Below are 13,576 nucleotides of genomic sequence, written 5' to 3'. Positions count from 1 at the left end.
GCCCGCTACCCCCGCACCTGCACGTCCAACTCCTGCCCGTAGGTTGCCCGGTACTGGTCCGGTGTCCACGCCCGGCCACCCGCAAGGAATACCGGATCCACGCGCGCCCCGCCCGGCGCCACCTGGTCGGCCACGAGCACCCACGCCACCACATCCGACGGTGCAGGCACCCCCTCCGTACCCGCGTCAGTCGGGGCGGAAGCCTGCACTCGCCAACCCGGTGAAGCCGCGGTCATTCCAGTGATCGCGCCCACGCTGGCCACTTCGATGATGATCGGCATCAGAACCTTCGGATGGTGCGCAGGCCGGTGGAGTAGGTGCCGGTGCCGTTGAGGATGGACGCGCCCCCGAGGTCGGACATGGTGGGCCCATTGGCCACTTTCCGGGCGGAGATGAACCGCTGGTTGCCGGCCGTGTCGAGGCCGAGGTAGATCCCGGAGTGTGTGAGTTCGCCGTCGGTGGAGTCGGACAGGGCAAAGCCGAGGTAGTCGCCGACCTGCAAATTTGTCGTAGCCGGTGGGCTGCCAGCACTGTTGGCGATCAGAACGCCCGGCCCGGAGGGGCCCATATCGGCGGAGCGGCGGGGCAGGTTGAGGCCGTCATAGTTGGAATCGAATGACATGGGGATGCCCATGTTGCGGCCGAACACCATGCGGACGAAGCCTGAGCAGTCCAGGCAGCCCGAGATGGTAATGAGGCCGTGGGGGAAACTGCGGGTCTCTCCGTTGGGATAGGTCCAGGGGATGCCGATGTAGTCGTTCCAGTCGGAGAATTCGATGCGCGTGCCGTCCGCGTTCAGCGGCCCGTACTGGGCCTGCCCGTACACCTGTTTCCCTGAGAGGGCGGGGCTGGTGACGGTAGGGGCGCCGGTGATGAACATCGTGGCGTAGCCGAGGGCATCGGGGGTGGTGTCGACGGCCCAGGCGCGGATCTGGTCGGCGAGCGCCCCGGTCCACGTGCCGTTGAAGGGGGCGGGCAGGACGCGCACCCACGTGTTGTGGATGACGGTCGGCGGGCTCGCCCACACTGCGGAATCGACGGTGAAGTCATCGACGAGGGTGTTGAACGGCACCACGGTGCTGCCGGTGGAGGCGAAAGAGCGCAGTCCGACCCGCCCGGCGGGAAAGGTGGTGTCGGTGACGGAGAACGTCCACGCGCCCGGTTCGGTATTGCCGTCCAGCCATGCGCGGCAGCGGATCGTACTGCCGGCCCGCTGGACGCGGATGCGCCACCACTGGTTCGCGGCGAAGCCCGTGCCCAGGGTGGTGGCCGTCCCGAGGGTGGTGGTCGTGCCGGTGGCGACCTTTTCCAGAGCGAGTTGCACCGTGCCAGTGGTGTTGAGCAGCAGCCTGGCGCGGTAGTGGTTGCTGCTGTCGGTGTAGCCGAACGTCATACCGACCGAGCTGGCCGCGCCGGCGGGGGTCGCACTGACAGTGACCTTGCAGGTGGCAGACACATCAGCCAGATCACCGTCGTTGACGGAGACGTAGCGGCCGGTGTTGGCGGCGTCGTTGAGGATGACACCCTGACTGCCGTTGACGGCGAAGTTCGTGTCGCTGCCGGACAGGTTGAGCCAGGTCCCGCCACCCGGGGATTGCCCCCACCCGCCCGACACGGTCCGGGCGAACGGATCGGTCCAGGGGCGTTTCTGCTCGGTCATGGTGCGGGTCTGCCCTCGCACGGTGACGGTCTTCGCGCCCACGGTCAGCGTGGCGAGGGTGCCCACCGCATCGGACACGCGGAGCTGCTGCGGCGGCCCCGCCAGCACCGTCGTAGTGAGTGCGGCGGGCGGCTGCTGGTAGGGCATATGGTCGTCCACGACGGTCAAAGCTCCCATGTCACAGCCCCTGTACGTCGACTTGGACGGTCACCGCGGTCGGGGTGCCGGTGACGCTGCGCACGGCGACTGCGATCGTGTCCCCCGCCGCGACCGCCGTGTTCTGCAACGTGGCGCCGGCCATCCATGTGACGTCGGTGGACAGTGACAGGTCTGCGGTGAGGAGGTCGGCGCCGTTGTGGGTGGCGTTGACGGTGACGCCGGTGCCTCCTTGCCGGTAGCCGCGCACAGCAGTGACCGCGCACGCGCGGGGGGCACGCCAGATGACGTAGGTGACCGCGGCGGTCGGCGCGCTGACGACGAGGCCCTTGGTGGTGGTCGCCGTGGACGGCACGGTTCGCACAGGCGCGGTGGTGGGCCCGGTGGCGTAGGAGACGTTCGGGCCGATCATCAACGTGCCGGTGCTGGTCGAGTACAGGCCTTGGGTGTTGGCGTGGAGGATGGCGTCGTCGACCTGTACGAGGGTGGAGGCCCCGGTGACGGCCATGCCGTACTGCGGGCTGTTGGTGGAGGCACCACCGTCGTCGACGCCCGGATAGCAGGTGATCCCGGAGATGACGACCGGCACGGTGGCGGCGGCGATGGCGAGGCCGGCGTATCCGCCGCCGCCTGCCCCGCCGTTGCGTCCGTCGCGGCGGGTCTGCAGCCCCGTGATGAGGATGGGCGTGTTGCCGGTGGCGTCGATGAGGACGCCGTGCTGGCCGTTGCGGTCGGTGGCGCAGCCGGTCATTTGCATGCCGCCGGATCCTGCCCAGTTTCCCCAGGCTCCGGTGATGTGGTAGCCGTGGCTGCCGTTCCATTCGGTGCGGCAGCCTGTGAGCTGTGTGTTGGTGCAGTTGGTGAGGATGATGCCTTGTGCCCAGCAGCCGATGACCTGGACGTCGTCGAGGGTGAGGTCGGTGTTGCCGGTGAGCATGATTCCGTTGCTGTGACACTGGTCGACCATGACGTGGTGCAGCCGCCAGGAGAACGGGATCTTCCCGTCCGTCCTGCTCGCCGTGATGATGCCGTTGTTGGGCATCTGGCGGATGCACACGTTGTCGAGGACGACGTTCTGCACGTTGCCCTTGGCGTAGAGGCCGTCGATCGAGGAGCCGGTGAGCTGGGAGCCGTCGACGGTGAGGTTGATGAGGCGCTGCTCGGCGGAGATGTCGGGGTGGGTGCCGTCGCTGTCGCCGATGATCTGAATGACGGATGTTCCCGTGAAGGGGATCTGCGGCTGGATGACGCACGGGTAGTCGGTGCCGGTCATGCCTGGGCCGATCATCAGGCTGCCGTGGGGGCCTTTTAGGCTCACACCGTTCGGGAGGTCGATCGTCGACTTCGTCTTGAAAATTCCGCTGGTCAAGTAGACCGTGCCCCCGGCCCCGGCCGCGTTCACGGCGGCCTGGATGGCGGGCGCGTCATCGCTGCCGCCGGAGGGGCGCAGCACCTTCCAGTCCAACTGTGCCGGGATCTGTGACGCGTCTATGCTGCCGGAGCCGTCGAGGACGGCCCATCCGCCGGGCTCGCCACCCTGGCCCATGAACGCGGCGAGGGTGGCTCCGGTGTCGATGGCGGCCATGGCGTATCGCTTGGCGTACCCGAAGTCGACGTAGAGGGACGTCACGCTGTCGGGGCCCATGAAGGCAACAGCGCCGTCCGCGTCGGCGGTGACCTCGTCGATGGGGTTGCCGACGAGGTCGGTCAGGTCGGTGTACTGGGTGCCGCCGGCGAGGGCGTCCCAGACGGTGCCGATGGCGGCGGGCCGGACGAGGAGCTGGTTGCCGACGCGTTCCATGGCGTAATCGGAGGGGCTTCCCCCGAAGTTGTGTCGCACTGGGTCACCGTCTTTCTGGGGCTCAGGCGAGCCAGTAGGAGCCGTCGATGGTGAGGACGTCGCCGTTACGGATGTTGAAGGGCTGGTTGGTGAGCAGGTTGAGGGCGTTGGGCGTGTCGTTGACCGAGTTGCCTTCGCTGGTCGGGTAGCGCAGGCGGGCGATCTTGTTGGTGCCGTCCGTGGTGGGGAAGGTGAAGCCGATGCCGACTGCGCCGCCTTCGCCGTTGGCGCTGGTGAACGCCCATTTGAAGAGGGAGCGTTGGTCGGTGGTGCAGGGCAGGCCGGGCGGCAGAGTCACTTGGAGCGGGTCGGTCCATGCGGGCGGGTTGCCGGTGGGGCTCAGTTGGATGGTGAGGTCGGCGCGTTGGCCGACGGCCTGGTAGCGGCCTATGTTCACCGATCCGCTGCCCCAGTTGAGGGGGACGGGGCCGGAGCTCCATACGGGTGTGTAGGTGGAGTCGTCGATGCCTTGGGTTGCCATCCATCGCCAGGCCGCGCCGTCGCCTAGGTACAGCTTGCCGTTTTCGACCATGAGCTGGTTTTTCAAGGCGGGTGGCCGTGCGCCGGGGATGGACGGCAGGACGCCGCGGCTGGTCATGTAGCGGCGGTCGACGGTGTTGGCCGCGGTGACGACGGATGCCCCGGCCGCGACCGTGCACTGGGCGAGGGGGATTTCCCAGACGCCGGATTCGTCCTGGGTGAGGGTGGGCGCCGAGGTGCCGCCGGTCTTGTATTCGGCGCTGACCTTGTTCGCGGCAACGTCTGCGCGCAGGACGACAAGGTCGACGCGGGCTCCGCCGCCGGGGTTGGCGGGCACCGTCAGCGGCTTGCTGGTGTCGCTGTAGTAGTAGAAGCCGTTGACGAAGGCGCCGCCCACGGATATGAGGACGGTGTTGCTGCCGGAGGCGGTGACCTTGAGGGTGGTGGCGGCGGGGTCGAGGGCGTGGACGCCGTCGAGGCCCCAGCGGCGGGCCTGCCGAGACCACTGGAGTTCGGTGCTGATGGGACTGCCGTCGAAGGGTGCGGAGAATTCAGCCATGTCAGGCGGCCTTCCGTGTTTTGAGGCGCCCGACGTCCCGTTTGACCTGGGCGATGTAGGAGTAGATGCGGGTGACGATGTTGTCGCCGGTGCCGCCGCCGACGGTCGCTTTCACGCTCATTTCGCTGGTCGAGCTGGTGAGGGTGACCTCGCGGACGACGTCCGTGTACCAGGTGTCGCCGCGGAGTTGGGCGGCCACCGTGTCTCCGACGCCGTAGTCGCGGCCGTAGCGCAGCCGCGGGATGTCGACGGGGGTGATGGCGAGGGATCCCTGCCCGGCCCCGCTGGTGAGGGCTTCGTTGCCTGCCTGGTCCATTTGTGCGGTGAGGTCGACGGATGCCGTGTCGACGGATGTCTGGTCGACGAACTGCTCGAGGATGAGACCGGGGAACAGTGGGTCGGTGCGGTCGTAGACCTTGCAGACGCGCGGACTGGGTGAGCCGCCGGCGACGACGATGGCTCGGGTGCAGGTGGGCGGTGTCGTCGTGTAGGAGGCGTCGGTCAGGTTGCCGAGCCGGAAGGAGAAGCGGGCGGTGCCGGATCGGTCGGTGGGGTCGTACACCTGAAACTGGAGGTTGGAGCCGACTTGGACGACGCGGAAGCCGAGTCCGGCGGCGCCTGCGATGTCCACCAGGACGGTGAGGAGGTTGTCGAACTGGTTGACCTCGCGGACCAGGGCGGGTCCACGGAGTCCGTTCGCGGCAAGGGTGAGCAGCGGGTGCTTGCGGCTGGCGAGCGCGCCTGGTCCGGCGTTCAAGTTGACGAGGTCGCGCATGCCGGTTTCGGTCGACGCCGTATTGATCTTGTACACGGATGCGGTCTGGGAGCCGATCGCCGCGGTTGGGGTGGGCCAGACCAGGTAGCGGGCGAGGACCTCTTCGTCGGAGACGGCGCCGACCGCGAGCTTTCCGGAACCGGCGTCACTGGCGGAGCGGGACCAGTCGACGGTGCGGATAGTTCCGGACAGGACGGTGTCGCCGGTTGGCGTCTTGATGATCAGCCCGTTGCCTTCGACAAGGAGGGGGGCCTTGTCGGAGTCGGCGGAGATCTCCATGGTGATGGCGCCGATGGCGTTGAAGCGGGGCACGACGACGAGGGAGGTGTAGTCGTCGACTTGGCCGAGCCGCTCGAGGGTGGAGGAGCGCACGTACACGCGGAGGGCGGTGGGTGATGGCATGTGTCTCCTCCTTTCAGGAGGCCAGGTAGCGGGGCTGGTAGGTCATTTGGACGGTGGTGAGGCCGGTGGATCCGCCGACGGTCAGGTTGAGGTGGTTGGCGCCTTCTTGGAGGGGCCAGAGTTCGGAGGCATTGGACAGGTTGGGCCACAGGTTGGTGATGCCGTTGAGGAGGGCGGTTTGGCGGCGTTCGCGGGTGTCGATGGTGATGGTGTCGGCGGCGGTGATGGTGCGGGTGAGGACGAGTTGTTGGGTGATGGTGCCGCCGCTGTTCGGGTCGGTGATGGTGTTGGTGAGGTTGATGGAGGTGGCGGGGCCGGTGATGGTCCACACCGGGTAGGCGACGTCGTCGCCGGGGTTGTTGACGGTGATTTCGCCGAGGACTTGGGATGCGCCGACGGTGAGGGGCAGGATCGGGAAGAATGTTCCGCCGCTTCCGTTTGACCACATTTGGGTGACTTCTGCGCCGATCCAGTATGGGGAGGGCACACCGAAGGTGATCGGGTTGATGCACCAGCGTTCTCCAGCGGCGTCGAGGCTCTCGTCGCCTTCGAGTCCGCCCGTGTAGTAGGCGCCGATGGAACGAGTCGCACCGTCGGGTTCGGTGAGGGTGAGTGTGCCGATGCCACGTTTGGGGTTGAGGGACTTGATGAACGCCCGGCGGCGTGCCTTGTAGGCGGCACGGCTGTCGTTGGCCCAGAACGCCAACGGCAGGATGATTTCCTTGCCTTGAGCGCGGACGTCGCGGACCGCGTAGCCGTCGATGCCCGGGCTCTCGTCTTGCAGGATCTGGTAGCCGGGCATGTCGAGGCCCTTGGCGCCGGGCTGGAGCAGCCAGCCGTTCTCCCAGTCGTCGAGCTTGGTGACCACACCCCGCGGGTCGGTGAACGAGACCTGCGGCATCTGGTTGATGAGGGTGGGCCACGGCACGCCCTCCCAGGGCGGCTGTTCCGGGTCGACTCCGGCGGGGGGTACGAGAAGGGGCATGTCAGCCTCCCACCATCACGGTTCGGTTGAGCATGTCGTCCATGGCGAGCGCGTCGAGGAACGCCTGCCGTGTGGGGGTCTCCCGCGTCGTCGCGTTGAAGTGCAGGTGCCGTTCGGCGCCCTGCCGGATGTTGGTCTGCTGCCGCACGGAGGCCGCGGTGCTGGCTGCGGTGGTGCGGACGGCGTTGGCCATCCGCTGCGCCGCAGCGACTGCCTGCGGGATCGTCTCCTCGACGCCTCCGGAGAAGCCGAGCCCGGTGAAGCGTCCGAGGGCATGCAGGATGCGCGACGGTGACTTGATCTTCAATTCGACCTTGATGGTCTTCTGGATCGACTTGGCCAGCTTGACCATCTGGGCTTCGATCAGCTTCTGCGTCGACGCGAGACCCGTCAGGTAGCCCTTCCCGGAGTCGGTGCCAGCGTCGAACATGGCGTCGGCCGCGTCCTTGCCGAACGAGGTGGTGAGCGAGGCGATCTGAGTCTGTGCCGCGTTGATGTCCTTGAATTCCTTGGGGGTGGCGTCGACGAGGGCCTTCGCGTAGGCGGCGCCGGACTCCGGGCCCATGGTGATGATTTGTTGCAGAAGCTGCTTGTTCAGACCGCGGGCTGCCAGCTTCTTCAGGTTGACCCCGAACGCCTTGAGCTGTGTGAGCCGTGAGGTGAGGCCGGCGAGGATGCCGGAGGCCCCGAACGCGTTGCCGCCGTTGGGCAGGCTCTGTAGGCCGGTGAACTGGACGGCTTGGTTTGTCGTCTCAGTTGCCAGCGTTTTCGCCGCTGTGATCTTTGCGGCGATGGCGTCACGCTGTTTGGCGAGGGCTTGGAGCACTTTGGTCTGGGAGGCGACTCGGGCGAGGAGTTTGTTGTCGAGGGTGGTCTTGACGCCCTTGAACGAGTTTTTGAGGGCGGTTGCGACCTTGTTCATGGCGGAGCTGATCTGTGCGGCGGTGCCGGTCAACTGCTTGAGGAAGTCGGAGCCGACGCTGGCGGCGATGGGTCCGGTGTCGACCCTCTTTCCACCGATTTTGATGATGCCGCCCGATGCGTAGCCGCTACGCGGCAGGCCGCGGTTGATGCGCAAGCCGCTGACGATCCCGCCCATCGCGTAACCGCCGGGTCGGTTGTACGCCCTGGAGAGGCTGCCATAACGGCTGAGCCCGTACCGCATGGAGGCGTACACGTTGGCCATAGGGTCGACGGACACGCCGTACTTGAACGGCCCGGTGCGCCTGTACTTCCCCGCATACGCCTGGAACGTTCCGCGGATCACCTGCATCAGCCCGACGGACGGGTTGCCGAGCGCCCAGTTGATGTCGTTGGTGTTGACGGCGTTCGGGTTGCCGCCCGACTCCTGGTTCATGCGGCGCAGCGTCGTGTTGGCGAGCGACAGCGATTGGTGGACCTGGCCGAGGGCCTGGACGACGACGCCACGCCAGCGCTCCACGCCCTTGCCGCCGACGTCGGGGCTGTGCAGGTACGGCATGGGGTCGACGGAGACGCCGTTCTTGCGGGCCTCCAGGTGGAGGTGCGGGCCGGTGACGTTGCCGGTGGCACCGACGGATCCGACACGGTCGCCGCGGCCGATGACGTCGCCTGCCTTGGCGGCCATGGCGGACATGTGGGCGTACAGGGAGGCGAGGCCGTCGCCGTGGCTGATGGCGACGTGTTTGCCGTAGGGGCCGCCGACGGTCGCGGAGGACACGGTGCCGTTGTCGACGGCGACGACCTTCGTGCCGGTCCTGGCGGGGAAGTCGAGGCCGGTGTGTCGACCGGATGCCCACATGGGGCCGCGGGTGCCGAAGCGGGTGCCGAAGGGCACGTTGACGGGCTTCAGCCAGCGGCCGGTGCCGCCGAGTTCGGCTTCCTTGCCGCGGATGAAGGCGACTGTCTTGTCCATGAGGCTGTTGGGCAGGCCTGCGACCATGCCAGGCCACGTCCGGTTGTTGCCGCCGAGGGCTTTCTTGATCCCGGTTTTGACGGGCTTGAAGGCTCTTTCGGCGAGGTCGGCGAGGCCGCCGCGTGCTGCGTCGACGCCGCCGCCGAAGGCTTTGGCGATGCCGCTGCCGATGTCTCCGACGATGCCGCCGTCCGCGAATCCGCGGAACGAGGAGAGGGAGCGGCCTTGTATTGCGGCCTGGTTGACGGCGTGGAGGCGGGCTCGCTCGTAGGGGTCGCGCATCGCTTCGGAGACGTAGACGCCTTCGCCGCGGCGCATGGGGACGAGTTGATCGTCGCCTTGCCGGAACGTGGACCATCCGGGCAGAATGCCGCCCCGCGCGAAGCCCTTCGGCATGGTCATCGGTTTGAGATCCGGAACTCCCGGTATATTACCGGCTGTTCGGTTCCAAACCGAGACAATTCCTCTGTTGTATACCGTTTCTATCCAGAATTTGATGGGGCTTTTGACGAGGCTTTTGATGCCGCTCCAGATGTCGCCGATGCCATCCCGCATGTTGCGGAAAGCGGTCTTCAATCCGTCCTTGAACCGGTCGAATCCGTCGCGGACCTTGCCCCAGGCGTCGGAGGCCGTGGAGCGGACGTTGCCCCAGAACTGGCGCCAGATGCGGCTGGCCCCGTCCTTCAGGTCCGTGAAGATCTGGGTGGCGCGGCGGCGCATATCGCCGAACCAGCGGGTCGCCCCGTTGACGATGTCCGGGATGATCGAGTGGCCGAGCAGGATGTCGTACAGCCACTTGAAGAATCCGGCGATCTTCTCGGTCAGCCACTTCACGGCGTCGACGGCGGGCTGCATCTTCTTGCGCATCGAGGTCAGGAAGGCGATCAGCCCAGCCAGGGCGGGGACTACGATCTGGACGATCACCCAGGTGGCAAGCTTCGTGAGGAGGAGCGACAACTGAGTCAGCGGGCCGACGAGGGGCAGCAGCGCGGGCAGCATCTGGGCGATCATCATGACGCTGAGCGTCAAAATCTGCGGGAGCAGCGGCGTGATCGCGAGGAGGATCTGCAGGATGCTGTCGGCGAGTTGGACGACGACCGGGATCAGTTGAGGGATCAGCGGGATCAACTGGCGCAAGATCACCATGAACTGCTGGGCGAACGCTTGCGCGATCGCCACGACCACGCCCGTCAGGGCCTGGATGATCGGCTTCAGGACGACGCCGAGAACGTTCGCAGCGAGTTGTATGATCGGCGCCAGTTGCGCGAAGATCATCGAGACGGTTTCTATCAGCGGGATCAACGGCGGCAGCAGTGCCGCGACGAGCTCGCCGACCACCGGCAGCAGCGGCGACACGGCCGTGACCAGCGCACCGATGGCCTGCGCCGCCACCACCAGAACCGGGCCGAGTGCCTGAGCCACTGGCATCAGGGCTGCACCCAGATTTTTGACCAGATCCCGGACGACCGGGCCGAGGATCTCCGTCAGGTCCGTCACCACCGGGGCGAGTTCGGCCAAGATCGGCAGGACGGCCTGGATCGCGCTGCCCAGCGCGCCGGCCAGGAGACCGGCCACAGCCGAGATCGCCTTGAAGATTTCGGTGAGTGCCCCCTGCACTTCGGGCAGTTGGACGATGCGGTTGATCTCCTTGATGACGGCGCCGATGACGCCGAAGAAGTCGCCGCCGCCTGCCGCCGCCGCTTTGAAGATTCCGGTGATGATGCCGCCGAGGTCGGCGAGCACGTGACCGAAGGAGATGGCGACGTCGAGGGCGGTGTTGATGGCGTCCTCGAGCTTGCCGTTCTCCAAGCCCTTGGCGAGCTTGCCCATGACGCGGTCCATGGCCTTGGCGGCACCGCTGGTGATGCGGTCGAAGGCGGGCTGCGCGGCGATGGACAGTTGGGCGAGACCGGTGACGAGCTGGCCGGGTATCCGGTCCAGGGTGGTGAGGCTGGAGCGGATCCCGTCGAAGACTTTGGCGAGCTGGCCGGTCTTCTCCAGATTCGAGACCGCGGTCAGCGCGTTCTTCGCCATCGTGTTGAGGGCGCCTGCCGTCCCTACCAGGCCGCGGCGGACGGTGGGCAGCACCTGCGTCCCGACCGTTTGCAGCCGGGTGCCGAGTCCGGCGAACAGTTGGTCTTGGACGTCGAGTTTCATGGCACGCCAGGCGGGGGCCATGGCCTGAAGGGTGCCGACGAATGCCCGCGCGTTCGGGCTGAGCTTTGACAGGGCGTCGTCGACCTTGGAGGTCTGGGCGGCGGCGGTCTGCTGTGCTTCGGCCATGCTCCGGGCCGCGTCGGCGACGGCTTCCTGCGCGTCGCGGATCTGCCGTTGCCCTTCGACTTGTGCCTGTGTGACGCCACGCTGTGCTTCGGCGAGGGAGCGCTGCCTGTCGGCGACCTGCTGGTCTGCTTGGGTGGCCTGCCGTTTGGCGTCGACGACGGCTTTCGTGCCGTCGATTCCGGCCTTGTTTGCGGCGGCGGTGTCTTTGGCGAGGCGGTCGACTTCGGTGCGCTGTTCGGTCAGGGACTGCACGGCGCGGTCGCGGGCGAGTTCGGCCTGCTGAATCTGTAGTTGCGTCGCGGCGGGGTCGGTGCGGGTGCGGGCCAGCTCCTCTTCGGCCTGCTCGACGGCGAGCGTCGCCTCCCGCTCGGACAGGCGGCCGTCGACGAGCTGGTTGTTCATGTCCTGCAGTTCGCGTACTGCTTCGCGGCGGGCCGCGGTCAGGTCCTGCTGGGCCTGCCGGGAGTCGCGTTGAGCGGAAGCGAGGTCACGTTCGGCGCCGCCGACGGCCCGTTGCGCCGACCGGACGCGTTCGGTGGCCTGCACCTGCGCGTCCTGCAGGGACCGTTGGGCGCGGGCGAGGCTGCGTTGCGCGGATTCGACCCCCTTGGTTGCGGAGGCGGCCTTGCCCATTTCTCCGGTGGCGGGCGTGAACGCAGCCTTGATCGCATCCCCGATGCCGGAGGTGCCGATTTTGATGGCGGCAAATCCGCCGATGAGGGTAGCGAGGGCGGGTGCGGCGGTCGCGGCGAGCGGGCCGAGCTGCACGATCGCTGACCCGAGCGAGGCGATGGCGGGCAGCGCAGACAGGGCGGCGCCCGCGAGCGCCCCGATGCGCCCCCCGAGGAGTGCGATGCCGCCGCCCGCGCCTCCTCCGCCGCCGAGGTTGCCAAGGGCTCCGGTGAGTGCGGCGAGTCCGGTGGTGCGCACGCGGACGTTCGCGGTGCGGTCGCGGGTGAGGAAGTTGAGGGCTGTGTTCGCCGCGGTCGTGTCCGCGCGGGCCTGCACGGTCACCTGGCGGCGGCGAGTGAGGTTGGCGATGTCGTCGGCTGCGACGCGGGTGTCGACATCGACGCCGATGCGGACCTTGCGCCGCTGGGTGAGGTTGCGGATCTCCTGCGCGCCGACGCGGGTATCGACGGAGGCGCGGATGTTGACGACGCGGTCTTTGCACAGCCGGTCGAGCTGGCGGACCGCCGTGTTGTACGCGGCCTCCTGGATCTTGGGGAGGATGTCGACGGTGCGCTGGCCGAGGAGCTTCTCGAGCTTGCCCTTGGCGCCGGTCTCGTCGACGTCGATGCCGACGTTGACGGTGCGATCCCGGGTGAGCCGATCCAGGGAGGTGGCGGCGGCCTTGTCGTCGACCTCGGCGGTGACCTTCACCTTGCGGTCCGCGGTCAGCCGGTCGAGCTGGGTCTTGCTGCTGCCCGTGTCGAGGTCGACCGTCAGCTTGATCTTGCGGGGGGTGGTGAGCTTGTCGAGGCGTTCCTTGATGCCGGTGACGTCCAGGTCCGCCTTGACCTTGACTGTCGGCTTGAGGGTGTCGAGGCGGCGCTGGATGGTGTCGCCGATGAGGTCGGCGGCCTTTATGGCGCCAGGCCGGACTGCGTTGGGCAGTTCGGTCAGCAGGGCCGGGCCGAACTTGGTGACGTCCGGGATCAGGGATACCCGGGTGCGTCCGACTACCGATGCCTCGGCCATGCCGCCTCCCTTCTACGCGCCGTGTGCTTCGAGCTCTCGGATCCGCTGCTCCCATGCGGCGATTTCGTCCGGATTGCTCTCGGGGGTCTGCGGGCTGTACTGGTTGAGCAGGTGTTCACTGATCGCAACCGCGGCCTCGTCTTCGCTGGCGTCGGCGGTGAGACTTGGCGGGCTGATCGCCTGCACGTCCGGAGGGCTGCCCTTCAGGTGGGCGGCCCACAGGATCCGCACGAGGATGAGCAGCACGTTGTACTGGGCTGCCTGGAGGAAGGTGGCGCTGGTCCAGCGCTGCTCTTCCTGTTCGCCGCCCGCCGCCGCGGCTTTGGTTGCCGAGTCCTCCGGGAGGGCTTGGACCAGGTCGCGGAGTTCGGCCCAGTTCATTGAGCCCTCCCCCCACGACATGGCCCAGAACTCCTCTAGGCGGCGGCCGGGGTAGTAGCGCTGGAGGTCGGCGCGGACGGCTCCTGCGTGCTCGCGGAGGAGCTGGAGGAGCCACTGCCTTCCCCCTCGCTGGTGCCCGCCTCATCCGTGAGCTGTTCAAGGATGTCGGCGAGTTCACCGACGGTGAGCTTGCCGACCTTGACGAGTCGGTCGAACGACTCGGGCGGCTTGGCGAGTTCGCGAAGGAGGCCGATGTTGGCGTTGCCGCCCTTCTCCTGGACCTCTTCGATGACTTCGACGGGCCAGTCGTCCTGGGTGGGCAGGGTGCAGACCTCTTCGACGCCCTCGGCGTTCTCGAAGTAGATGTCGACGAACTGGGTCTTGGCTGCGGAGGCGCGCTGGGCGCGCATCTGCTGAAGCCGGACGATCTTGCGGTTGGGCTTGGACATTGGGGGTTCCT

General features: G+C 67.4%; 9 protein-coding genes. All 9 read right to left on the bottom strand.

Annotated elements, in window-relative coordinates:
- Positions 1-5 precede the first annotated feature (5 nt).
- Complete coding sequence (locus tag ACIRF8_RS15585; RefSeq protein ID WP_404214979.1) at positions 6-281, bottom strand: hypothetical protein; 276 nt, start codon at positions 279-281, stop codon at positions 6-8.
- The gene (locus ACIRF8_RS15580) at positions 281-1,819 is read right to left on the bottom strand and encodes an NlpC/P60 family protein (RefSeq protein WP_404215902.1); all 1,539 of its coding nucleotides are present in this window, start codon (positions 1,817-1,819) and stop codon (positions 281-283) included. Before ACIRF8_RS15580 ends, ACIRF8_RS15585 begins: the two co-directional genes overlap by 1 nt.
- A gap of 19 nt (positions 1,820-1,838) precedes the next feature.
- The gene (locus tag ACIRF8_RS15575) at positions 1,839-3,617 is read right to left on the bottom strand and encodes a right-handed parallel beta-helix repeat-containing protein (protein ID WP_404214977.1); all 1,779 of its coding nucleotides are present in this window, start codon (positions 3,615-3,617) and stop codon (positions 1,839-1,841) included.
- Between the two features lie 61 nt (positions 3,618-3,678).
- Complete coding sequence (locus ACIRF8_RS15570; protein ID WP_404214975.1) at positions 3,679-4,695, bottom strand: hypothetical protein; 1,017 nt, start codon at positions 4,693-4,695, stop codon at positions 3,679-3,681.
- A 1-nt stretch (position 4,696) separates the two neighbouring features.
- Positions 4,697-5,872 carry a siphovirus ReqiPepy6 Gp37-like family protein gene (locus tag ACIRF8_RS15565; protein ID WP_404214973.1) on the bottom strand — a complete coding sequence of 392 codons (1,176 nt, stop codon included), beginning with the start codon at positions 5,870-5,872 and terminating at the stop codon, positions 4,697-4,699.
- A gap of 13 nt (positions 5,873-5,885) precedes the next feature.
- Positions 5,886-6,857 (bottom strand): phage distal tail protein, encoded by a 972-nt coding sequence (locus ACIRF8_RS15560; protein ID WP_404214971.1) that lies wholly within the window; start codon positions 6,855-6,857, stop codon positions 5,886-5,888.
- Between the two features lies 1 nt (position 6,858).
- Positions 6,859-12,417 (bottom strand): peptidoglycan DD-metalloendopeptidase family protein, encoded by a 5,559-nt coding sequence (locus ACIRF8_RS15555; RefSeq protein WP_404214969.1) that lies wholly within the window; start codon positions 12,415-12,417, stop codon positions 6,859-6,861.
- A gap of 330 nt (positions 12,418-12,747) precedes the next feature.
- A complete protein-coding gene (locus tag ACIRF8_RS15550) occupies positions 12,748-13,116 on the bottom strand; it encodes a hypothetical protein (RefSeq protein ID WP_404214968.1) in 369 nt (122 codons plus the stop codon).
- Between the two features lie 35 nt (positions 13,117-13,151).
- Positions 13,152-13,565, bottom strand: coding sequence for a hypothetical protein (locus ACIRF8_RS15545; RefSeq protein ID WP_404214966.1), 414 nt, complete (start codon positions 13,563-13,565; stop codon positions 13,152-13,154).
- Positions 13,566-13,576: the final 11 nt, after the last annotated feature.

It is taken from the genome of Streptomyces sp. NPDC102406 (assembly GCF_044765725.1).
Taxonomy (GTDB): domain Bacteria; phylum Actinomycetota; class Actinomycetes; order Streptomycetales; family Streptomycetaceae; genus Streptomyces.
Note: the sequence above shows the minus strand (reverse complement) of the source record. Positions and strands in the feature narration are given on the sequence as shown.

What these genes read in the sequence shown, in the direction of transcription:
- ACIRF8_RS15575 (WP_404214977.1), bottom strand. Translation starts at nt 3,617, where the DNA reads ATGGAACGCGTCGGCAACCAGCTCCTCGTCCGGCCCGCCGCCATCGGC.
- ACIRF8_RS15545 (WP_404214966.1), bottom strand. Translation starts at nt 13,565, where the DNA reads ATGTCCAAGCCCAACCGCAAGATCGTCCGGCTTCAGCAGATGCGCGCC.
- ACIRF8_RS15565 (WP_404214973.1), bottom strand. Translation starts at nt 5,872, where the DNA reads ATGCCATCACCCACCGCCCTCCGCGTGTACGTGCGCTCCTCCACCCTC.
- ACIRF8_RS15570 (WP_404214975.1), bottom strand. Translation starts at nt 4,695, where the DNA reads ATGGCTGAATTCTCCGCACCCTTCGACGGCAGTCCCATCAGCACCGAA.
- ACIRF8_RS15585 (WP_404214979.1), bottom strand. Translation starts at nt 281, where the DNA reads ATGCCGATCATCATCGAAGTGGCCAGCGTGGGCGCGATCACTGGAATG.
- ACIRF8_RS15560 (WP_404214971.1), bottom strand. Translation starts at nt 6,857, where the DNA reads ATGCCCCTTCTCGTACCCCCCGCCGGAGTCGACCCGGAACAGCCGCCC.
- ACIRF8_RS15550 (WP_404214968.1), bottom strand. Translation starts at nt 13,116, where the DNA reads ATGAACTGGGCCGAACTCCGCGACCTGGTCCAAGCCCTCCCGGAGGAC.